The 23,407-nt window shown below is 42.1% G+C and carries 19 protein-coding genes; 16 read left to right on the forward strand and 3 right to left on the reverse strand.

What is annotated here, in order from left to right; all coding sequences use genetic code 11:
* Nucleotides 1-3: 3 nt before the first annotated feature.
* The 15 genes from aroE (at nucleotide 4) to Q0G26_RS07300 (ending at nucleotide 18,345) form a co-directional block, all read left to right on the forward strand.
* Nucleotides 4-819, forward strand: a complete 816-nt coding sequence (gene aroE, locus Q0G26_RS07230) for a shikimate dehydrogenase (RefSeq protein WP_293829428.1) — start codon at nucleotides 4-6, stop codon at nucleotides 817-819.
* Entirely contained in the window at nucleotides 816-1,316 is a 501-nt protein-coding gene (locus Q0G26_RS07235) for a shikimate kinase (protein ID WP_293829430.1), read from the forward strand. The genes aroE and Q0G26_RS07235 overlap by 4 nt, the downstream gene beginning before the upstream one ends.
* Before the next feature lie 2 nt (nucleotides 1,317-1,318).
* Entirely contained in the window at nucleotides 1,319-1,756 is a 438-nt protein-coding gene (aroQ, locus tag Q0G26_RS07240; protein WP_009144674.1) for a type II 3-dehydroquinate dehydratase, read from the forward strand.
* 156 nt (nucleotides 1,757-1,912) lie between these two features.
* On the forward strand, nucleotides 1,913-3,610 hold the full coding sequence (locus Q0G26_RS07245) for an FAD-dependent oxidoreductase (RefSeq protein WP_293829433.1): 1,698 nt from the start codon (nucleotides 1,913-1,915) through the stop codon (nucleotides 3,608-3,610).
* A gap of 35 nt (nucleotides 3,611-3,645) precedes the next feature.
* The gene (locus Q0G26_RS07250) at nucleotides 3,646-4,086 is read left to right on the forward strand and encodes a C-GCAxxG-C-C family protein (protein WP_276632730.1); all 441 of its coding nucleotides are present in this window, start codon (nucleotides 3,646-3,648) and stop codon (nucleotides 4,084-4,086) included.
* 231 nt (nucleotides 4,087-4,317) lie between these two features.
* Nucleotides 4,318-5,211, forward strand: coding sequence for a Fic family protein (locus tag Q0G26_RS07255; RefSeq protein WP_293829435.1), 894 nt, complete (start codon nucleotides 4,318-4,320; stop codon nucleotides 5,209-5,211).
* A gap of 132 nt (nucleotides 5,212-5,343) precedes the next feature.
* The gene (locus tag Q0G26_RS07260; protein WP_293689564.1) at nucleotides 5,344-6,333 is read left to right on the forward strand and encodes a virulence RhuM family protein; all 990 of its coding nucleotides are present in this window, start codon (nucleotides 5,344-5,346) and stop codon (nucleotides 6,331-6,333) included.
* A gap of 175 nt (nucleotides 6,334-6,508) precedes the next feature.
* Entirely contained in the window at nucleotides 6,509-8,326 is a 1,818-nt protein-coding gene (locus tag Q0G26_RS07265; RefSeq protein ID WP_293829438.1) for a class I SAM-dependent DNA methyltransferase, read from the forward strand.
* Nucleotides 8,323-9,456 carry a restriction endonuclease subunit S gene (locus Q0G26_RS07270; RefSeq protein ID WP_293829440.1) on the forward strand — a complete coding sequence of 378 codons (1,134 nt, stop codon included), beginning with the start codon at nucleotides 8,323-8,325 and terminating at the stop codon, nucleotides 9,454-9,456. Before Q0G26_RS07265 ends, Q0G26_RS07270 begins: the two co-directional genes overlap by 4 nt.
* Nucleotides 9,457-9,520: 64 nt before the next feature.
* Entirely contained in the window at nucleotides 9,521-12,661 is a 3,141-nt protein-coding gene (locus Q0G26_RS07275) for a type I restriction endonuclease subunit R (protein WP_293829442.1), read from the forward strand.
* Between the two features lie 49 nt (nucleotides 12,662-12,710).
* Nucleotides 12,711-13,835, forward strand: a complete 1,125-nt coding sequence (locus Q0G26_RS07280) for a DUF262 domain-containing protein (protein WP_293829444.1) — start codon at nucleotides 12,711-12,713, stop codon at nucleotides 13,833-13,835.
* Nucleotides 13,825-14,532 (forward strand): MAE_28990/MAE_18760 family HEPN-like nuclease, encoded by a 708-nt coding sequence (locus Q0G26_RS07285; RefSeq protein WP_293829446.1) that lies wholly within the window; start codon nucleotides 13,825-13,827, stop codon nucleotides 14,530-14,532. The genes Q0G26_RS07280 and Q0G26_RS07285 overlap by 11 nt, the downstream gene beginning before the upstream one ends.
* On the forward strand, nucleotides 14,489-15,898 hold the full coding sequence (locus tag Q0G26_RS07290) for an N-6 DNA methylase (protein ID WP_293829448.1): 1,410 nt from the start codon (nucleotides 14,489-14,491) through the stop codon (nucleotides 15,896-15,898). The genes Q0G26_RS07285 and Q0G26_RS07290 overlap by 44 nt, the downstream gene beginning before the upstream one ends.
* A 647-nt stretch (nucleotides 15,899-16,545) precedes the next feature.
* Nucleotides 16,546-17,001, forward strand: a complete 456-nt coding sequence (locus tag Q0G26_RS07295) for a low molecular weight protein-tyrosine-phosphatase (protein ID WP_293829450.1) — start codon at nucleotides 16,546-16,548, stop codon at nucleotides 16,999-17,001.
* 165 nt (nucleotides 17,002-17,166) lie between these two features.
* Nucleotides 17,167-18,345, forward strand: a complete 1,179-nt coding sequence (locus tag Q0G26_RS07300) for a PLP-dependent aminotransferase family protein (RefSeq protein WP_249747784.1) — start codon at nucleotides 17,167-17,169, stop codon at nucleotides 18,343-18,345.
* 98 nt (nucleotides 18,346-18,443) lie between these two features.
* Here Q0G26_RS07300 and Q0G26_RS07305 read toward each other — a convergent pair whose 3' ends face one another.
* Complete coding sequence (locus Q0G26_RS07305; RefSeq protein WP_293829452.1) at nucleotides 18,444-19,529, reverse strand: hypothetical protein; 1,086 nt, start codon at nucleotides 19,527-19,529, stop codon at nucleotides 18,444-18,446.
* A 225-nt stretch (nucleotides 19,530-19,754) separates the two neighbouring features.
* Here Q0G26_RS07305 and Q0G26_RS07310 point away from each other — a divergent pair, with 225 nt between their 5' ends.
* On the forward strand, nucleotides 19,755-20,993 hold the full coding sequence (locus Q0G26_RS07310) for an MFS transporter (protein WP_293829455.1): 1,239 nt from the start codon (nucleotides 19,755-19,757) through the stop codon (nucleotides 20,991-20,993).
* 130 nt (nucleotides 20,994-21,123) lie between these two features.
* On the opposite strand, the gene Q0G26_RS07315 is transcribed toward Q0G26_RS07310, so the two are convergent.
* Nucleotides 21,124-21,870 carry a papain-like cysteine protease family protein gene (locus Q0G26_RS07315; protein ID WP_293829457.1) on the reverse strand — a complete coding sequence of 249 codons (747 nt, stop codon included), beginning with the start codon at nucleotides 21,868-21,870 and terminating at the stop codon, nucleotides 21,124-21,126.
* Nucleotides 21,867-23,387, reverse strand: a complete 1,521-nt coding sequence (locus Q0G26_RS07320) for an HD domain-containing protein (protein ID WP_293829458.1) — start codon at nucleotides 23,385-23,387, stop codon at nucleotides 21,867-21,869. Before Q0G26_RS07320 ends, Q0G26_RS07315 begins: the two co-directional genes overlap by 4 nt.
* Nucleotides 23,388-23,407 lie beyond the last annotated feature (20 nt).

The following is a 23,407-nucleotide window of genomic DNA, read 5'->3' on the forward strand; positions in this document are numbered from 1 at the left end:
CAGATGAAGCATTACGGACTTTTGGGCGGTAAGCTGGGACACAGCCTTTCACCGCAGATTCACGAGCTGTTTTTTAAATATACCGGTATCGAGGGCGATTATACGCTGCTGGAAACAACGCAGGAGGACTTGCCCAAGCGCATGGAAGAGCTGCGTGCCAACTATGCGGGCAGTAATGTTACCATTCCGCATAAATTGCACGTTATGCCGCTGTTGGACAGCATTACGCGTGAGGCCAAGGCTATCGGCGCTGTAAATACGATTAAGTTCGATGAAAACGGTGCTGAAGGCTACAATACCGATTACTTCGGCTTCGGCAGAATGCTGGAATACAACAATATTGATGTGCGCGCTAAGCGTGTTGCGGTGCTGGGCACCGGCGGCGCTGCGCGTGCGGTTGTCAAATATATGGTTGATAAGCGTGTCGGCAAGCTGTATCTTGTTACGCGTGACGTTGCGCATGTTGATAAGGATTTCCTCAAGATTGCGCCTAAGTGCAAGTTTATTGATTATGACGGTCTGGCAGCGCTGACTGGCGATGTGATTGTCAACTGTACGCCTGTAGGTATGTATCCCAAGGTTAACGCTGCACCTGTTACGCTTGAGGAAATCAGCAATTTTTATGCTGCCGTTGATTTAATTTATAACCCCAAGCAGACTTTGTTCTTGAAGCAGGCTGCCGAGGCGAAGATGCAGACTGTCAATGGTCTGTTCATGCTTGTAGCACAGGCTGTGGCTGCGCAGGAAATCTGGCAGGGCGAAAAATATGACAGCGAGCTTATCGTCAAAATCATGCAGGATTTGGAGCAGAAGATATGAAAAATATTGTGCTGATTGGTATGCCGGGCTGTGGTAAAAGCACCTTTGGCAAGCGCATGGCGAAGCGCTTGCAGCTGCCGTTTTATGATGCCGATTCTGTCCTCGAAGAGCGTGAGCAGCGTACGATAAAGGCTTTCTTCGCGGAAAGCGAAGATGCGTTCCGCGCAGCGGAAACGCGTACGCTGGCGTATCTGGCAGAATGTGACGGAGCTGTTATCGCAACAGGCGGAGGTGCCGTAAAGCGTGCCGAAAACATGGAGCTGATGAAGCAGAGCGGTGTTGTAGTTTTTATCGACCGCAAGCCGGAAAACATCATCGGCTGTATTGCCGGTGATGCGCGTCCGTTGCTTGCTGCCGATAAGCAGAAGCTTTATACTTTATATAACGAGCGTATTGCGCTGTACCGCCAATATGCGGATTATACGATTGATAATAACGGTGAGTTCGGCAGAGTTCTGCATGAGCTGCTGAATGTAGCCGCTAAGCTGGAGGGATAAAGATGCGTAAAATTTTAGTTTTGAATGGTCCTAACATTAATATGCTGGGCATCCGCGAAAAAAATATCTATGGCCGTGATGATTATGACAGCCTGTGTGCTTACATCCGTTCAGCGGCTGACCGCCTTGGCGTAGAGGTGGAGCTGCTGCAGAGCAATTATGAGGGCGATATTGTTACCGCTATTCAGAATGCTTACGGCCACTTTGACGGCATTGTTATCAATCCGGCGGCATTTACGCATTACAGCGTAGCAATTCTGGACGCATTGAAGGCAGTAAATATTCCTGCGATTGAGGTGCATATCAGCAACATCCATCAGCGCGAGGAGTTCCGCCATCATTCTGTAACGGTGGCAGGTTGCGTCGGACAAATCTGCGGCCTGGGATTTGCGGGCTATGCCTTGGCAATGGAAGCGCTGAGTGTGTATGAAGCAAAATAGTATATAATAATTTTGGTAAACAGTCTTCGTAGCTTTGCTTTCGGAGGCTGTTTTGTTATAATGATTATAGAGTAATATTTGCTGACAGAAGCTGTTTTGACTGTTAAATTTTCATAATAGTAAGACAATGCTAAATTCGTTCTTGGAGGTGACATTATGGGTAAACGTGTAGTAATCGTCGGCGGGGTGGCCGCCGGTATGAAAACGGCGGCGCGCTTGCGCAGGCTGGATGCCGAAGCAGAGATTATCGTGCTGGAATGCGGACCGCAACTGAGCTATGGCGCATGCGGCTTCCCGTATTTTATCAGCGGTGAGGTTAAGAGCATGGACAGCTTTGACCATACACCGCAGGGAGCCTTACGCGACAGTAATTATTTTGCGGCCGTGAAGGGCGTGGATGCTCGCTGTGGCTGTAATGTGCAAAAAATAGACAGAGTGCAAAAATGCGTGCATTATGTGGAAAAGGGAGAGCCGAAACAGCTACATTATGACGTGCTGGTATTGGCAACCGGCAGTACGCCGGTGAAGCTTCCCTTGCCTAATGCTGATGCCGCAGGCATTCACAGCTTCTGGTTCCCGTGGGATGTTGAAGCAGTAGATAAGGAAATTACCGAAGGCGGCGTTAAGGATGTAGTTATCATCGGCGCAGGCTTTATCGGTCTGGAGCTGGCAGAAGCTTTTGTGCGCCGCGGTTTGCATACCAGCGTTCTGGAACAGCAGGACAGACTGCTGCCACAGTTGCTTGATGAGGATATGGCAGCACTGTTGCTGCGTGATACGAAAAATCCTCTGCTCGATATTTATCTGGAGGAAAGAGCAGGTGCCTTTACCGTAGAAAACGGTAAAGTTAGCGGAGTGCAGACAGATAAACGCGTAATACCGGCACAGTTGGTTATCGTTGCCGTCGGCGTGCGTCCGAACGTGGAGCTGGCGCGCGAGGCCGGTCTTGTTATAGGTCCGAGCGGCTGTATTGCGGTTAACGAATACCTGCAGACAAGCGATGATGCAATTTATGCCGGAGGTGACTGTGCGGAAAATACTCATCGTGTCAGCGGAGCCAAGGTGTTTGTGCCTATGGGTTCTACCGCCAACAAGCATGGCCGCGTGATTGCGGATAATATCTGCGGAGCGCGGAAGCAATATCCCGGTGTCCTGGGAACTGCCGCTTGTCGCTTCTTTGCTCAGGAAGCTGGGGCAACCGGCTTGAACGAGCGGACTGCGCGGCAGGCCGGTATTGATTTTGCAAGCGTAGTTGTACCAGGCTTCGATCGTTTGGGTTATATGCCGGGAGTAGGACGTATTGTGCTGAAGCTGTTGGCGGAAAAGAGCAGCGGACGCGTATTAGGGGCGCAGGCTGTCGGAGCGAGCGTAGCGAAGCGCATTGATACATTGGCGGCGGCAATTTCTTTAGGTGCAACGCTGGAGGATTTGTCCGGACTTGATCTGGCTTATGCTCCGCCGTTTAATACGCCGATTGAGAATATCGCAACGGCAGCCAATGTCCTGCAAAATAAACTTGACGGACAGCTGCGCAGCATTAATCCTGTAGACTTTGAAAAGAACCGCACGCAGGAGGATTATTTATTCGTTGATGTACGCACGCCGGCAGAGGTAGCAGCTAAGCGTATTGCCGATATTCCGTCGAGAGTAAATCTGCCGCTTGATACCTTGCGGACAGCGGATATCAGCAAGATGGATAAAGAACAGAAAATAGTTACAGCCTGCCAGATTGATTTGCGTGGCTACGAAGCGGAGGTTATCCTGCGCGCCCGCGGCTTCCGTGATGTTTACAGCCTGGAGGGAGGTATGAGCGGTTGGCCGTATGCGACGGAAAGTGATAACGACAAAAAGTAAGCATTTTAATATTGTTATGCAAGGAGGAGAAAAGCATGAGTGAATTTAGCGAAAAAATGGGTATGGCAGCAGGCAACAATTTTAAGAGCGGCTATAACTGCTGCGAAGCGATTGTGGAAACCTTCCGTAAGGAGGCGGGCGTGAATATTGATGATAACGCTTTCCGTCTGTGCTCCGGCTTTGGCGGCGGTATTGGCCATGCGCGCGATTTGTGCGGAGCGATGGCAGGCTGCGTAATGGTCATCAGTACGTTGGCCGGTCGCAATCAGCCGAGCGACAAGCCGTTGGCAGAAATTTATCCGCTGACATTGGAATTCCATGAGCGCTTTGCTAAGGAATTCGGCTCCTGCGCCTGCGGTGATTTGATGCCTTACGAGTTTAATACACGTGAGCATTTGAAAAACTGCCTGAAGCTGGTGAATAAGGTAGCGCAGCTGTTGGCTGTCTATCTGGAAGAAAAGGAACTGCTGAAGTAATATTGATAAGCAAAAAGGGACTGTCGCGTAAGTAAAACTTACTTGCGGTGACAGTCCCTTGATTATTTTCTTTCTATGTGTGAGAATACGTAAATAAGCCAAAAGCAATGATAAAAAAATTGCGGAGTGCTTTTTGACGGCAAAAAAATTGGCTGTCAAAACAAATTAATTGAAGTTTTTGCCGTCAACATGCTATACTATTCTTAGATATAACGTAACGGAGGTGAGCAGATGAAGTATCTTTCTGTAGCGGAAACAGCGAAAAAGTGGCAGATATCCGAGCGCAGCGTGCGTAATTATTGTGCGCAGGGACGCGTGCAGGGAGCAGAACTGAATGGCCGAGTATGGAGTATTCCGGAAATGGCAGTAAAACCGGAGCGGGTTAATAAAATTAAGCAGAGCGAGCGTAGCTTGTTAAAGGTTCTGCAGGAAGAAAAAGCAAGCAGATATGCAGGCGGTATCTATCATAAAACGCAAATTGAGTTGACCTATAACTCTAATCATATGGAAGGCAGCAGACTGACACACGAGCAGACACGTTATATTTTTGAAACCAATACGATTGGTGTAGAAAATGAAGTACTGAATGTAGACGATGTTATTGAAACTGCTAATCACTTTCGCTGTATTGATTTGCTTATAGATAAGGCAAAGGCTGCTTTATCAGAAAAGCTGATTAAGAAATTACACTTTATTTTGAAAACCGGTACGAGTGATGCGCGCAAGGATTGGTTTGCTGTCGGTGATTATAAAAAGCTTCCGAACGAGGTTGGCGGCAGAGATACCGCTTTACCGGAAGAGGTTAGCGAGCAGATGCGAGCGCTTTTGGCAAAATATAATGCGAAAAAGAGTAAGACGTTGAAAGATATTCTAGATTTTCATGTGCGTTTTGAAAGGATTCATCCGTTTCAGGATGGTAATGGTCGCGTTGGCAGGCTGATTATGTTTAAAGAGTGCCTAAAGTATCATATCGTTCCGTTTATTATAGAGGATAATCTGAAAATGTTTTACTATCGCGGCTTAAAAGAATGGGATAAGGAAAATGGTTATCTTACGGATACCTGCCTTGCTGCGCAAGATAGATATAAAACATATCTTGATTATTTTAGGATTGAGTACGATTGAGAAGATTGTATTCGTGATACTGAAAAAATAAGAAGGTCTGCTTCTGGAGTCCCACACCATTTAGTGTGATTTGTCAAAGATAGATAAATTGTTTTATAATAGAGATAAGGTCTAAAAGATAGGAGAAGTGCTGTGAATAATTATGGAGAAATCATTATCTATCAGACAGATGATGGTTTGACAAAAATAAATGTAAATATGCAGGAGGAAACAGTTTGGTTATCTCTTGATCAGATGGCTGAACTGTTTCAGAGAGATAAATCTACAATATCTAGACATATCAAGAAGATTTTTGAAGAAGGCGAGTTGCAGCGAAATTCAGTTGTTGCAAATTTCGCAACAACTGCCGCAGACGGGAAAGTATATAACGTAGATTATTATAACCTTGATGTTATCATCTCTGTTGGCTATCGTGTGAAATCTCAGCGAGGCGTTCAGTTCAGAATTTGGGCAACAAATGTGCTGAAAGAGTACATGATTAAAGGTTTTGCTATGGATGACGAACGACTGAAAGGAAATGCTGGCGGGAATTATTGGAAAGAATTACTTGATCGCATCAGAGACATTCGTTCTTCTGAAAAGGTGTTGTATCGTCAGGTACTTGATTTGTACGCAACAAGTGTTGACTATGATCCACGCAGTGATGAATCTGTAAAATTCTTTAAAATTGTGCAAAATAAATTGCATTATGCAGCACATGGACATACTGCCGCTGAAGTGATTTATGAAAGAGCAGATGCAGAGAAACCATTTATGGGGCTTACTTCATTTTCCGGGGAATTGCCGGCATTAAAAGATATTGGTATTGCGAAAAACTATTTGCAAGAAAATGAACTGAAAATCTTAAACAATCTTGTATCCGGTTATTTTGATTTGGCAGAAATCAATGCTATTGAACATAAGCCGATGTATATGCATGATTATGTAAAACAGCTTGATATGGTGCTGTCTTCGGGAAATCGCAAATTGCTTGAAGGTGCCGGTACTGTAAGCCATAAACAGGCTTTGGAAAAAGCAAAGGCTGAATATCGAAAATATCAAGAGATTACATTATCTCCGGTGGAACAGGCTTATTTGGAAAGTGTTAAAGAAGTTGCGAAGGAACTGAAGAAGAAAAAATGATATAAAGTATAACAACATAGATTGCAGAATTTGGAGAGAAGAAGTTGAGTATATAATGAAAAATTGGACACTCTAAGAAGCAGAATGCTGTCAGAACTGGTTAGAAGGTATTTGCTTACAGAAAAGTAGGCAATCTTAGAGAGTATCATAGAAAATAATTTGGGAGAATAATAAGATGATAAACATTCGTAAATTAGAAGCAGAATTATGGGAATCAGCGGACTTGCTACGTGCAGGCTCAAAACTGACATCCAATCTGTACTGTATGCCGGTATTGGGATTGATTTTTCTGCGTTATGCATACAGCAGATTTAAAATGGTAGAAGCGGAGATTTTGAATAATCGTCCGTCTCGTGGTGGCAGAGTTATGCCGGTAGAAGCAAGTGACTTTGCTGCTAAAAGTGCGCTCTTTTTACTGAAAGAGGCACAGTACGACTACTTACTGAATCTCCCTGATGATATTTCAGCTGCAGGATTATTTAATAAAGATGGACAGCCTATGACCAGTCTGGGTGAGGTTGTAAATAATGCGATGCAGCTGATTGAAGATCAGAGTGAACAACTTACAGGTGTATTGCCAAAGAGTTATACAGATTTCTCCGATGAACTGCTGTCTGAACTTCTTCGTATCTTTAATAACAGTGCATTGGATGAGGTAGGCGGCGATATTATTGGTCGTATCTACGAATACTTTCTCAACAAGTTTGCAAAAAACATCGCATCTGATGATGGTGTATTCTTCACACCGAAATCACTGGTAAAAATGATTGTAAATATTATTGAACCAAAGAGCGGTATCTTGCTTGACCCTGCTTGCGGTTCTGGTGGCATGTTCATTCAGTCCGGCGATTTTGTAAATCAATCTGGCATGAATGCGAACAGCGCCATGACTTTCTATGGACAGGAAAAAGTGGAATATAATGCACAGCTGTGTCTGATGAATATGGCAGTTCATGGATTGACTGGCGTTATTAAATCCGGTGATGAAGCAAACAGCTTCTATCACGATGCTCATAATCTGGATGGTTGCTGCGATTATGTTATGGCAAATCCACCATTCAATGTTGATAAAGTAAAAGCAGAGTCTTGCGAAAATGCAAAACGTCTGCCATTTGGTATGCCCGGAATTAACAAGAACAAAGAGGTTGGAAATGCAAATTATTTGTGGATTTCCTATTTTTACAGTTATCTAAACGAGCATGGTCGTGCCGGTTTTGTCATGGCATCTTCTGCAACAGATAGCCAGGGAAAAGACAAAGATATTCGTCAGAAATTAGTAAAAACAGGTCATGTAGATGCTATGATCAGCGTAGGTAACAACTTCTTCTATACAAAATCTCTGCCATGTTCTCTGTGGTTCTTTGATAAGGGGAAAAGTGAAGCTATTAAAGATAAAGTTCTGTTTATTGATGCACGCAACTACTACACTGTGGTTGACCGTACACTGAATGAATGGTCCGAGTGGCAACTGAAGAATATGAATGCGATTGTATGGCTCTATCGTGGAGAGACTGCGAAGTACACAGCGTTATTGGAAGAATATAGAGCTGTATTGGGCGATGATTCCTTTGAAGATATCCTGCATCAGTTGATGGACGAGCTGAAAGACCTGCAGAAACGTGCTAAAATTGAAATAGAAAATGCAGGCCGTAATGATAAAAAGCGTATTCAGGCTGAATATGACAATATGATTGCAGAAAAGAATGAAGAAATCACCATTGCAAAAGAAGCATGCTGGCTGTATGAAAAATTCGGTGATGGTGTATATAGTGATGTTCTTGGCCTGTGTAAAGTTGCCGATATTTCTGAAATTGAAGCAAAAGGATGGTCTTTGACACCGGGAGCTTATGTAGGTGTAGCACCGGTAGAAGATGACGGCGTGGATTTTGAAGAACGCATGGCAGAAATTCATCGTGAATTATTGTTATTACAAGTCGAATCAAACAATCTTATGGATATCATCTCGCAAAATATGAAGGAAATGGGACTATGAGTTGGGATTATGTAACTTTAGATAAACTTGGGTCTATTTCAAGAGGCAAATCGAAACATAGGCCTAGAAACGATAAAACATTATTTGGTGGTAAATATCCATTCATACAAACTGCGGATGTTAAAGCTGCAGGATTATATCTGAATGAGTATACTGAAACATACAGTGACAAAGGGTTGGCTCAGAGTAAACTGTGGCCTGCTGGGACTTTGTGTATTACTATCGCCGCAAACATTGCTGATACGACTATTTTAGGAATAGATGCTTGTTTTCCTGATAGTGTAATGGGGTTCATTCCTTATGAAGGTGTATCAAACGTAAAATTTGTAAAATACGCATTCGATATTCTTCAAAGAGACTGTAAAAAAATATCACAGGGAACTGCTCAAGATAACCTTTCATGGAAAAAATTATCCACCATTAAATTTCCTGCACCAGATATTGAAATACAAGATAAGATAGTTTCCATATTATCTGTGTATGATGATTTAATCGAGAACAACCAAAAACAAATCAAACTTCTTGAAGAAGCAGCACAACGTCTATATAAGGAATGGTTTGTGGATTTACGTTTTCCGGGATATGAGGATGTGGCTGTTATCGATGGTGTGCCGGAGGGGTGGAAGAAAACTAAGGTTACAGATTTTCTGGAAGTAAAGTATGGAAAAGATCATAAGGCATTGGCTGATGGCAATATTCCGGTATATGGTTCCGGTGGAGTTATGCGATATGTTAAGCCTATTCTATATTCTGGAGAGTCAGTGCTTATTCCAAGAAAGGGTTCGCTAAATAATATTCTGTTGGTTTCCGGCGATTTTTGGACGATAGATACTATGTTTTTCTCAATACCCAAGCTGGAAAATGTAGCAAAATATACATATCTATTTCTAAAAGGACTCGATATGTATTCGTTTAACATTGGAGCGGCTGTTCCTAGCATGACAGTGAAAATCCTTGAGGGGATAGATATACTTCATCCTACCGATACAGTGTTGGAACAATTTGAAAGAATAACATCACCAATATTTGAAATGAAAACTATATTAGAAAGGCAGATTAAAGAGGCTGAACAGGCTAGAGACAGACTCCTTCCTAAACTTATGAGTGGAGAAATTGAGGTGCAACAATAGTCTGATTGTATGAAATGATAGGTTATGTAATTTATCTTGGTATGGTGTTAGGAGGTGTCAAGTTATGAGCTACGATTATTCCGAAAATATACTTGTTCAAGAAAGTGCCGGTAATCTGCTCCGTGATGAACTGGGCTGGGATGTTCGGTTTGCTTACAATACAGAAATCTTAGGAAAAAACGGCACTTTCGGTAGAGAAAGCTACAAAGAAATACTGCTTACTCGATACTTTCGTGAAGCATTGAAAAAACTGAACCCATGGATTAATGACAGTCAGATTTCTGAAGCACAGAAGATATTGGAACAGAGATTGTCCACTTCTTCCTTGCTGCAGGTGAATGAGGAGAAATATTTTTTGATTCGTGACGGTATTCCTGTAACAATGAAGAAACCGAATGGACAAACTGAAACCAAGAAGGCTTCTGTGATTGATTTTCAAAATCCAGAAAATAACTATTTTCTTGCAATCAAAGAATTGAAAATCTATGGTGATTTATATCGCCGCAGAACAGACATTGTAGGTTTTGTTAATGGTATTCCATTGTTGTTTGTAGAACTGAAAAAGAATACAGTCGATGTGCAGAACGCATACGATGATAATTATACAGATTATCAGGATACAATTCCGCATTTGTTTTATTACAATGCGTTTCTTATGCTGTCTAATGGTACAGAGGCGAAGGTAGGTACTCTTGGCAGTAAGTATGAGTTTTTCCATGAGTGGAAGCGACTTGCAGAAGAAGATCAAGGTAGCGTTGCCCTTGAAACAATGCTTCGTGGTATTTGCAAGAAAGAAAACTTCCTTGATTTGTTTGAAAACTTTATTCTGTATGACCACTCCGGTGGACATACAGCTAAAATCCTTGCCAGAAATCATCAATATCTTGGAGTAAATGAGGCAATGAAAGCCTATGCAGCAAGAAAATTGAATGATGGTAAATTGGGTGTTTTCTGGCATACCCAGGGTTCAGGTAAGAGCTATTCTATGGTATTTTTTGCACAGAAAGTGCGTAGAAAATTTGAAGGTTCACCGACTTTTGTTATTCTGACCGACCGTGAAGAACTGAACTCTCAGATTAGTGATACTTTTGAAAACTGTGGATTGCTTGGTAAATCAAAAGCATCGCAGTTTATTGCGACAAGTGGCGATGACCTTGTGCAGAAGCTGAAAGGTAATCCAAGCTTTATCTTTACGCTGATTCAGAAGTTTAATAAACCAAATGCGGAAGCGATTTATCCGGACCACGATATTATTATTATGTCTGATGAGGCTCACCGCAGCCAATATGGTATTTTTGCAGATAATATGATGAAATTACTGCCTACAGCAGCACGTATCGGATTTACCGGAACTCCATTGTTGTCCAATGACAACATTACTGTCCGTACCTTTGGTGGTTACGTTTCTGTTTACGATTTTAAGAGAGCAGTAGAGGACGGTGCGACAGTTCCACTTTATTATGAAAATCGTGGCGAAAAGATTGTGGACTTACATAACCCTGAAATTACAGAGCAGATTCTGGATGCAATCGAAAATGCTGACCTTGATGTGGATCAGCAGGACAAATTGGAAGCAGAATTTGCAAAAGAAATACATTTGCTGACAGCAGAACCGAGATTAAAATCAATCGCTCGTGATTTCGTGAATCATTATTCAGATTTATGGACAAGCGGTAAAGCCATGTTTGTTTGTCTGAATAAGGTTACCTGTGTCCGTATGTACAATTATGTGAAGGAATACTGGAAAGAAGAAATCAAAAAGCTGAAAGCTAGAATAAAAACAGCCACTCAGCAGGAAGCACAGGAATTGGAACGCAAGCTGAAATGGATGCAGGAAACAGAAATGGCTGTTGTTATCAGTCAGGAACAGAACGAAATTCAGACTTTCAAGAAGTGGGATTTGGATATTAAATATCATCGTGCAAAGATGGAAAAGCGTGAATTGGATAAAGAATTTAAAGATACCAAGAATCCGCTTCGTGTAGTTTTCGTCTGTGCGATGTGGCTTACCGGTTTTGATGTGAAGTGTTTGTCCTGTCTGTATTTGGACAAGCCGTTGAAAGCACATACTTTAATGCAGACGATTGCTCGTGCAAACCGTGTCAGCGAAGGTAAGAGCAATGGTTTGATTGTTGACTATATTGGCATTGTAAAGGCGCTCAGAAAGGCTTTGGCAGACTATACAGCCAATGTTGGCGGTAAAGGTGGAACAGATCCGACTGTAGATAAAGATGAGCTGATTGCTCGTATTATTGAAACTATCTCCAAAGCAAAAGCATTTTTACTGGAAAACGATTTTGATTTGAAGATGCTGATAGATGCTTATGATTTTATGAAATTATCATATCTGCAGGAAGCTGCTAATGCAGTCTGTGGAACGATTGAAGATAAGAAGACATTTACTACCTATGCATCAGAACTGAAGCGCCTTATGAAATATACTGACCGTGATGATGTTACCGGCCATACTCGTAAGGAATACGAAGCAATTGCAGCAATTTATGCTGAACTGCAGAAAAAGCGTAAGCACGTCAATACAACTGATTTGATGGTGCAGATCAATGCTATTATCGGTTCCTATGTAGAAATTAAGCACATGCCTTCAATGGTACATGAAGAACAACGCCGCTTTGACATTAGTGCGATTGACTTTGACTTGCTCCGCAGAGAGTTTGCCAAAGTGAAGAAAAAGAATTTGGTAATGAAAGATTTGGAAGAACTTATCCAGATGAAATTAGATCGGATGTTATTTACTAATCCGGAGCGTATCAATTATTACGAACGATATCAGCAGATTATTGATGATTATAACAGTGAACAGGACAGAGCAACCATTGAAAAGACCTTTATGGATTTGATGGATTTGGCAAACAGCATGAATCAGGAAAAACAACGTTATGCTCGTGAAGGATTCAACAGTGATGAGGAACTTTCACTTTATGATATGTTGTTCCGTGAAGATTTAAGCAAGAACGATATCAAGAAATTGAAAGAGGTTGCTGCTACTCTGCTTCAGAAAATAAAGATAAAGATTTCTGAGCTGGATCACTGGACAGACAAGCAGGAAACAAAAGCTGCAGTGGATAATCTGATTCGTGATACGCTGTGGGCAGAGCTGCCGGAATGTTACGATGAAGTAAGTATTTCTGTGTACCGCCAGCATATTTATGAATATGTTTATACACGATATAAAGAGGTTGCGTAAATAGAGACTGCTATATGTTAATAAGATGAAATTAGGAGGTATAAACTAAATGGAAAATACTTTGCAGAAAGAGATAGATTTGATGGCTAAAGCAATTAAAACTGATAATTATCCGATGTCAATAGGAGAATTATCCAATCTTTATCAAGACGGTGATTTGAAAATCAATCCTATATATCAAAGAATGTTTCGTTGGGATATAGCGCAACAGTCTGCATTGATTGAATCTATACTGTTGAATATTCCTATTCCACCTATTTATGTATATCAAAATGAAAATGGTAAGTGGAATTTGATAGATGGGCAACAGCGATTATCAACTATTTTTAAATTTATGGGTATTTTGAAAAAAGACTCTAAAGATGAGGATGGAGAAGAATTTGTTGAAAGTGAACCTTTGACTCGAACAAAGTTTTTACCAGCTTTGGAAGGAAAATATTGGGATAATGAGAACGAAAGTATTTCTTTAACAGATGCCCAGCGTAGATATATAAAAAGATCAAAAATTCTCATAATAATCATCGATAAAAGTAGTGATGAATTTGCGCAATATGAAATGTTTCAGCGCTTAAATACAGGTGGAAGTCATTTAAGCCCACAGGAAATTCGCAATTGTATTTTAGTGATGAAGAACGAAGAAATTTATAAAAAACTACTAGATATGAGTAAATACGAGAACTTTAAGAACTCAGTTCCTATTTCCGAGAAAGATTCAGAAGAACAGGGGTATTTAGAACTTGTAGTAAAATATTTTGTACTTAGATATTCTAAATTTAAAATAAGTGATTCTGAAAACTATAATAACTTTTTGACAGATGAAATTCTGGAATTAATAAATGACGATAACATTGATTTCGAAAAAGAAGAAGAACTGTTTAAAAAGACCTTTGATTTACTATATGAAGTGATGGGTGAAAACACATTCAAAAAATATGATAAAGAAAAGGGTAAAAGTTGTGGTGCTGTTTTGGTTGGTGCATATGAAGCGGTTATTCCGGGGTTGACCAATAATATTGAGTATTATCTAAAAAATAAAAAGAAACTTGAACAAGCAATAAAAGAATTATATGACACTGAACAGTACCTTGCGGCAACAAAAAGAGGAATTAGGCCGGTTGCAAGAATCAAAAAAATGGTAGAATTTAGTAAGGAGAATTTTCTAAGTGGCAGGTAACACAAAGATAAAAACGGTAGAAACATTAGAAGAACTTTTAATGCAAGACCTTGCTTGGAGAAAAAAAGAAATGTTTTCTCTTAAAATTCTAGTAGAGAAAGATGAAGTAAATAAACCTATTTTGCTCAGAGCAGGAATTGCTTTATTATGTGCTCATTTTGAAGGTTTTATAAAGAGAGCATCGAATTGCTATATAGGATATGTTGCTGAACAAAAGAAACCATATAGTGAGTTGAAAAAAAATTTTGCAGCTTTAAAAATGAAAAAAGAATTTAAATCTTGTTCGTTGTCAGAAAAACACAGTGTTCATAAAAGATTACTTATGACATATGATGCCCTTGCGACAAGGACATTTAAAGAAAAATATGATGAAAACAATCCATTTATTTCAACACATTCAAACCCAAGTTCTAAAGAACTAAAAGAAATATTGGAAACAATAGGGGTTGATTCCGATATATTTGAAACAAAAGCTACATATATCGATAGTTCATTGTTAGAAAAACGCCATCATGTTGTTCATGGTGATCGTTCTGAGTTAGATAAATCGGATTTTTTTACAACTTTTAAAATTATTATTGAATTAATCGAAGCATATAAGGATTTGATAGTAGATGCCGCTGATAAGAAAGAATACTTGAAAGGGGAAGAAAATGGCGAACAATTGTCAAGTACCGACTCCGCCCCAATATGTTAATGAATTGTTGGATTGTATTGGTTATTCAGATAATCTGTACAACAAATCAGTATTAGAAAATTCTTGTGGTGAAGGAAATATTTTAAAGGAAATCGTAAGAAGATATATTATAACCTCTTTGAAAGATGGATATAATAACGAACAAATAATCTGTGGATTAGAACGATATATCACTGGTTATGATGTGGATTCAATATGTATAAAAAAATGTACTGAAACATTGAATAGCCTCGCACAAGAATATGGTTTATTAGGTATTCGTTGGAATATACACAAGCAAGACTATTTGAAATGTAATTCTAGTTCTTATGATTATATTATTGGAAATCCTCCGTATATAACATATCATGATCTGTCTGAAAAACAGAGAACTTTTGTAAAAGAAAAATATGATACATGCAAAGAGGGACGTTTCGACTACTGTTATGCCTTTATAGAAGCTGGAATAAGAGATTTAGCTAAGAATGGTAAATTAGCATATTTGATTCCTTATGGAGTTATTAGGAATAAATACGCTGAGAAAGTAAGAGATTTAATCAAGAAAAAACTGAAAGGAATTATTGATTATAAAGGAATACAACTTTTTCCTAATACAGTTACGTCTTCGATTATTATCCTGTGTGATACGATAAATAGAGAAGATGTGTATTACCATGTCAGAAAAGATAATGTACAGAAAAGGGTGTCTAAAACTTCCTTGACGGGAAAATGGATTTTTGAAGAAAATCATAAAGGACTAAGACGTTTTGGTGATTACTTTAAAGTGTCGAATAGTATTGCAACTTTGTATAATAAGGCATTTGTTTTCGAAGCTAAAGAGGAGGATGACTCATTTTATTATCTTGATGGTGGAATGGTTGAAAAGGAAATAGTATTTGATGCAGTAAGTATAAAAAGTGAGAAAAAATTTCAAAATACCCAGAAGCGTGATAAGATAATTTTTCCTTATAAATTTAGGGATAAAAAAGTTTCTTCCTATGAAGAAAGTGAGTTTCAAAGCCAATTTCCGGAATGTTATTCATATTTAAAAAGCCATAAAGAAGGTCTTTTAAAACGTAAATCCAGTGAAGGTGTACAATGGTTTGAGTATGGCAGGATTCAAGCTATAAGTAATGTATTTGTGGACAAGTTGATTATTTCAGTGGTTATTACAAATAACGTACAAGTTTATACTGTAGGTTGTAAATCTGTTCCATATGCAGGGATGTATATAAGGGCTTTGAAAAATGATGAGCTGGAATTAGATGAAGCGAAAAGAATACTTCAAAGTAAAAATTTTTATGAATATATAAAGAGGTGTGGAACACCGACGACAACATCCTCATATAGAATATCTGTAAAGGATGTAGAAAATTATTGTTTTTGATTTTATTAGAATAGTCCAAGATATGAGCGCCAATCATACAATAGAAATCTATGAGTGGGGCATAAAGATGCCACGCAACGTCCGCCGCATCCTGTCAATGAACGAAACGGTTTATGGCTCTTTGAAAAAAGCTGGAGCGCCGTCCTAAGGTCAAGGTATGGTAGACGGTTACAGCGGCTTAATCATGCTAGACAAGAACGGTAATCTGAAAGTAGCATTACACATCGAAAATGAGATGTGTTGGGCGATGGAGAAGTACAAGAAACTTCTTCCAGATAGCCCTCTGCTTCACATTACTCCCCGTGTGTTCCGATACACCTTCTGCATTGACTATGCAAACGACGGCATGGACATTAAAAACCTTCAGTATCTGATGGGTAACTAGGATGCGGGTGTTACACTTAATATTTACACCAAAACAAGCTACGCACACGCTGCGATGTTGAAATTATCACAGTTCAGCTATTTTCCTGAAGTGAAAAAAGACAGGGTGTTTGGAAAACAGCAAGTATGGGGGTATTAGCTTAAGTTTACTACACTACTTAGTGGTATAGTCACAGCGATTTATAGGGACTTATGAAAAACCTATAAGCCGAAAAACCCTGTAATATTAACATTTTCGAGATTTATGGAGGAATATAGAGATTATGATAAAAATTCTCTTTATCTGCCATGGCAACATCTGCCGTTCGCCGATGGCAGAGTTTTTATTGAAGGACATTGTAAAAAAGCGCGGTATTGCCGCTGATTTTGAAATTGCTTCGGCAGCGACAAGCAGAGAAGAAATCGGTAATCCTGTACATTACGGCACGCGCAATAAGCTGGCGCAGCTTGGCATCAGCGTCGCAGGCAAGCATGCAGTACAGGTAACAAAGCGTGACTACGAATATTATGATTTACTTCTGGTGATGGACAGCAATAATATTCGTAATTTGCGAAGAGTAATTGGTGAAGATACGCAGGATAAGGTACACCTGCTTTTGGATTATACCAATCGCAAGGCCGCAAGCATTGCCGATCCATGGTATACCGGTGATTTTGATGTAACCTATGATGATATCATGGAAGGCCTGGATGGTTTGCTGAAGTATCTGAAATATTAAAACAAACAAAATTCCGTGCAAACCGTTAATAAGTTAACACAATTTATTGTAAAAGCAGGCGGAATTAAGCGAAAGCTATATTTTGCTTGTTTGTTTTAGACTGTAGTGCTACAATAAATGTTACGGTAAAATAATATAGTTTCCAATGAAGAGAGGTTTTTAATCATGAAATTCGCAACACGTATGGAGCGTATGCAAGCTTCTGAAATCCGCGAGCTGTTAAAATTAACTGCTCAGCCTGATATTATTTCCTTTGCTGGTGGTCTGCCGGCACCGGAACTGTTCCCTGTAGAAGAAATTGCCAAGGTTTCTCATGACCTGGTACTGAAGGAAGGTCGTCAACTGCTGCAATATGCAACTACCGAAGGCCGTCCGTCCCTGCGTGCCAAAATTGCTAAACGCATGGCTGATAAATACCACACCAACGTTGATCCCGATGACATTCTGATTACCACCGGTTCTCAACAATGCCTGGACTTTGCAGGCAAGCTGTTCCTGGATCCCGGCGACGTTGTTCTGTGCGAAAGCCCGTCCTACCTCGGCGCTTTGAACGCATTCAATGCTTACCAACCGAAATTTGTTGAGGTTCCGACCGATAACGGTGGCCTGATTCCGGAAGAATTGGATAAAATTCTGGAAACCACTCCGAACTGCAAATTTATCTATGTAATTCCTGACTTCCAAAACCCGACCGGTCGTACCTGGTCCATGGAACGCCGTCAAAAATTCATGGAAGTTGTTAATAAACACAACCTGCCGGTACTCGAAGATAATCCGTACGGCGAACTGCGCTATGAAGGCACTATCCTGCCGTCCCTGAAATCTATGGATACCAAAGGCTTGGTTATGTTCCTGGGCACCTTCTCCAAAATCTTCTGCCCGGGCCTGCGTCTTGGTTGGATTGCTGCTGAGCACAGCCTGCTGAGCGAGTTTGTTAAAATTAAACAAAGCGCTGACCTGCATACCTCTAACTTTGACCAAGGCGTTGCAGATGCTTACATGGAACAATATGATCTGGACGAACACGTTAAAGAAATCGTTGCTCTGTACAAACATCGTCGCGATCTGATTCTCGAATCCATGGAGAAATACTTCCCGGCAGGCACCGAATGGACTCATCCGGAAGGTGGTCTGTTCCTGTGGCTGACCTTCCCTGAAGGCGTAAGCGCACGCAAAGTATTCAACAAATGCATCGAGATGAAGGTTGCCGGCGTTATCGGTGATGCCTTCTATCCGAACCAAAAGACTGACCGCAGCATGCGTATCAACTACTCCAACATGCCGGATGACCGCATTGTTGAAGGTATTCAACGCATGGCTAAAGCAATCAAAGAGTGCATGTAATTCTTTGACGGCTTAAGCTGTCTTGTAAATTTTATAGCTGATAAAAATTTAACCCCTGCAGAAAAATTTCTGCAGGGGTATTTTGTATATATGCTGTTTTAAGCTTTAGCAGCTTTTAAAGTTCTTTCGAACAGAATGTATAAAACTCCGGCAGCCTCATCACTAAATTTAAAGATACTGTCGGTACCATCGGTGTGATGGAAGGTTACAAGGTTGATGCCGTCAAAATCAGCACCGCTGAGAACGTTGAGCGGGATGTGGAAGGCGTTTTTCTTACCAATGTAAACTAAACGTTGGTTAGTAAGGAAGAACATGCCAAGCTCTTCAATAATAGTCATTTCCTCGGTGAATTTGGGATGCTCGATTTTTTCGCCCTTGAAGGCAACGGTTTCATCAATGCGGAATTTGCGTGTCAGCTCATAGTAATTGTCCTCGCGTTCTATCATTTTGTTTTGGCATAGACCGCAGTTGGTATAGGCGTGGCAGATTTCGCCAGGGTTGAGCGGGAAGGCATCCTGCTTGATATCACCTAAAGGCATATGCTCTGCATTCCACAGGCTGCGGTATTTTTCCAGAGCGCTGACAATATTATTCTTTAATTCGTAAGGGATATCCAATGTTGCGCAATCGGCACGCAGGGCAGCTTCTTCTTCCAGAGTATAACGCTGTGCGCTGCTGATTTCGTCAAACTTCTGATTGAAGTGAGCCTGAAAAACCTGCTTACGCATGGAAAGACTGTCTTCGTAGTCATAGCCGAATAACTCATTCAATTGTTTGATATCCAGCTTTTCGGTGCCTGCAAGCAAATCACGGCAACGGACAAAATAAGCAGCTGTTTTGGCTGCCTTATCAGCCTGCTTTGCCAGATGCGGCGGCAGCTCCAAAATTTCAGCTAAGTGTGCAAGCTGCGCCCAAAGGCTGTCTTCTTTAGTTTGTACTTCAGTGAAGATAACATCTGCCAACTTACGGTAAATACCACTGCGTTGGTTGAAATTATCATCATTGAATTTTACGCCCCATTTTTTCAGAGCGTGATGCACATCATCGGCACTGACAGCTAAAGCATCGGGTGCTTCTGCCAACAGATTGTTGAGCTCCTTCCAGCCGTTTTCGGTAGGCTTGCTGCCGAATATTTTTGATAAAAAGCCGCATTCTTCTAATTCTTGCATGCTATAAGGTTTCAAATTCTGCACTCTCCTTTACAGGCTTAAAGTCTGCATTTTGATTTTTACGCTGATAAAGTTGCCAGCGGTTTATTTTATCGCTAACAATACGAATTTAATCTAAAGAATATTATACGCTAAAAGTGTATCTATTGTCTAGAAAGAAAAAGCTTCGGCATTTATCTACTGTGACTATCTGCCTGCAATGTGTTATAATAGCAATTAGAGAGATGAGAGGGAGATAAAATGTCAAGACAAGCTTTTACTTCTAACAACAAAGGCAATTGGAAGGCAAATTTGCCGGTATTGTGGCTGGGTGTATTTTTATGCTGTGCCAGCTATACGATGTGCATACCGTTTTTGCCTGTTTATCTTTTGCGTGAGTTGTATGTTGCTCAGCCTGACGTTAACTTCTGGGCAGGTATTACCTTTGCTGTCACCTTTATGGGTTCGGCTGTGATGGCACCGTATTGGGGAGCTTTGGCTGACCATGTCGGGCAGAGGAAGATGGCGATTCGCGCCGGCTATGGCCTGGCGCTGACCTATTTTCTTACCGGTGTCTGCCAGGATGTCTATCAGCTTCTTTTGGTGCGCATTGTGTGCGGTGTTGTCGCCGGCTTTGTGCCTGCCTGTATGTCGATGGCGTCTTCATCCTTGCCGGAGGAGCGCATGGGCTGGGGTATGGGACTGATGCAGACTGCGGTAGCAAGCGGTACCATCATGGGACCGTTGATGGGCGGTTATCTGAGCAGCTGGTTTGGCATGCGTGCTTCGTTTTATGTAGGCAGTTTTGCCTTATTTATTGCAACTAGTGCCGTAGTATTTATCGTGAAGGATATGTCCGTACTGAATAAGGGCGCGCGCGAAGCAAGCAATCTGCTGGCAGATTTAAAGAACGCTTTGCATAACAAGGGCCTGCTGTATATTATGGCTATGTTTTTTGTAGTACAGACCTGCGTGATGCTGATTCAGCCGCTGATTACCTTGTACGTAGGCGAGCTGATGCATGATATGGGTGATGCTGCTATCAAGATGTCCGGTGTAGTTTTCTCGCTGTCCGGCATTACCGGCATTTTGGCTGCGCCGTTTTGGGGAAAACGCGGCCAACGCTTCGGTTATGTGCGCGTTTTCTGCATTGTAACCTTTATTGCCGGTTTTATTAATCTTTTCCAGGTGTTCATCAATACTGTGTGGCAGTTTGCTGCTATTCAGTTTGTTTACGGCCTGTTCCTGGCAGGTGCTGTGCCTAATATCAATGCTAACCTGACGCGTGTTACTGCTGCTAATATGCGCGGTAAGGCCTTTGGCCTGGTTACGAGCGCGCAGCAGTTTGGCGGTGTTGTAGGACCGCTTGTTGGCGGTGCCTTGGGCAGCTTTATGAGCTCGCGTTATGTGCTTGTATTTGCCGGCTGCGTGCTTATGAGCGTAGCAGTGTACTCCTATTTCACGCATGTGCGCGGAGCGGAGCAGGAAGCTGCAAGCTAAAAGTTTATCCATGTAAAATAAAAGACCGTTGCTGCAGGGAATTTGCGGCAACGGTTTTATTTTAGGGAAAACGTGACAAAAGTGATGCTGAAAAGTGGGAAAAACGTTACGGAAAGATGCTTAAATATTTTCAGGCCTTCGGTTTAGCGGTCAGCCATTGGCGTTTTTGCTCACTTTGCGGGAAAAGCTGGTGGTCAAACCACATATAGAAGAAGCGTTCTGCCGGTACAATGCTGTAGCCGTCCTGCAGATGGTCGGTAGTATCATAGGGATCGGCCATAATCAGTACGTCATCACTTTGATATGCGGTACCCATGCTGTCATAACCGATGATTACGCGCCAGTGTCCGCCCCAATCAACGTTTTCTACAATAATAGGTGTGTTGTTTTTCAGATTGCTCTCGACAAATTTAAGGAAATTCTTATAGCTGTCGGGAGTTTTATCTTTGATAGAGGAATGAACATCCCAACCTATTTTCTCAAAATAATGCACCATGCCTTTGGGATTAGTGCCGACTGTTTTGCTGCTGCCCATGATTTTGGCAACGGCCAGCTCTTCGTCAAGAGTCTTGCCCTTGTAATATTTTACAACCATATTCGCTGCTGCCGGACCACAGGTATAATGAGTGATTTGCTGTGTAGTGGCAAACTTGGGCAGAAGGGTAAGATGCTCATCAGATTGCATATTGTAAAAATCTGGGTGCTTAAAGTAGGGCGAATCCTTGATATCATGCTTGCCTGCGAATTGTGCGGCACCGGCTACCGGTGTGCTGCCGGGTGCGCCGATAGGCATAGGGGATTGCTGCAAAAGATAATTAAGACCGCCTAAAATGACTAGCAGACAAACAACGGCCAATAAAATGCGTTTTGTTTTCATATGTTGTCTCCTGAACTGATTGTAGTTTTGCGCTTAAGATGCTTATGAACTGCTGTGAGCAAAGCTTCTTTTTCGTTGGGAAGATTACCGGATTGTACGCGTTCCAGCAGGTAGGTAAGAATATTTTTGATTTCTGCCTGGGGGACAAGCTCCAAGAGCTCGCGTCCGCCGATGGCAAGGTCCTTGCTGCATACAGGCATGCGTGTGCGTACCAGCTCCACAACCTGACGGCCTAAAAGGCGTCCTTCGGCCATCAGCTGTTCGTTTTCGCGGGCGTGGGTTGCGCCCATGTCTGCAAGAAAAACCTCGACCAACAGGCTGTAGGCCTGCGCCAGTTCTGCCTGCGTGCGGAAGCCGGAGTTGGCAGCTTCGCTGCGCACCCAGCGCAGCAGGGTGCGCTCGCCAGTGAGCAGCATAGGCGCGAAGCGCATATGCTGCGCTACCAGCCAGGTCACCAGATGTACGAAGCTGTTGTTGTAGCCAAGGCGCGTTAAAATTGCTTGAGCCATGATGGCACTTTTAGCTTCGTGCCCAGGGTCAGAAGGCTGACCTTCTTTGTTCAGCTTGCGGATTTCAGGCAAGCCTTTGCCTAAATCGTGCAGCACCAACGCCCAGCGGATGGCTAAATCGCGCGGACTGTTGTCAATAGCCAGCAGTGTGTGCTCCCAGGTGTCATATAAATGAAAGCGCGGATTTTGGTGCAGACCTAAAAGGTGCAGCGCTTCCGGCAGAATGGGAATAACAGTATCGTTGCCGTTTTCACGGGCATGACAGCTTGCACATAAAAGGCCTGTTGCCATCATCAGCATCAGGCCCTTGCCTGCATGCTTAGCGGTAATGAGCTTTTCCAGTTCCTTGCGCACACGCTCCAATGAAAGGCCGGCGCAGCGTTCAACCGGAAAGCTGTAGCCATGCGGCAGATAGTAGGGTGTATTCGGCGCACCGCAGGCAGGCAGTGCTTCGCAGCCTGCCTGCTCGTACGTAAAGCCGAGCTGTGCCACAAAGCGGCAGGCACGCAGCATACGCAGCGCGTCCTCATGGAAGCGTTGCGTAGCGTTACCTACAGTACGTAAAATTTTCTGCTGCAAATCCTGCTGACCGCCAAAGTAGTCATATAATGTGCCGTCTAGGGACAGCGCCATAGCGTTGACTGTGAAATCGCGGCGGCTCAAATCCTCGCGCAGACTGCTGCAAAACCAGGTTGCGGCAGGGCGATGCATATCGTCATCATTATAGCGTTCGCCGCGAAAGGTTGTTACTTCGGTAGCAACGCCGTTGATAACGATGACTACGCAGCCGAAATTGTGACCTAATTGGTCAACAGTTTTCCAATCATGTTGCTTGCAAACTGCCAAAACCTGCTCAGGCAGAGCATTGGTGGTGATATCGTAATCATCCGGTGATTTACCCAAAAGCAGATCACGCACGGCACCGCCGACAAGATAGGCTTCATAGCCGGCAGTGTTCAAGGCAGACAGTATTTTTTTGGTATAACTGGGAAAAAATAAATCAGGCATTTTACAAATCTCCTGTCGGC

Source organism: uncultured Phascolarctobacterium sp. (assembly GCF_934190775.1).
Taxonomy (GTDB): Bacteria; Bacillota; Negativicutes; order Acidaminococcales; family Acidaminococcaceae; genus Phascolarctobacterium_A.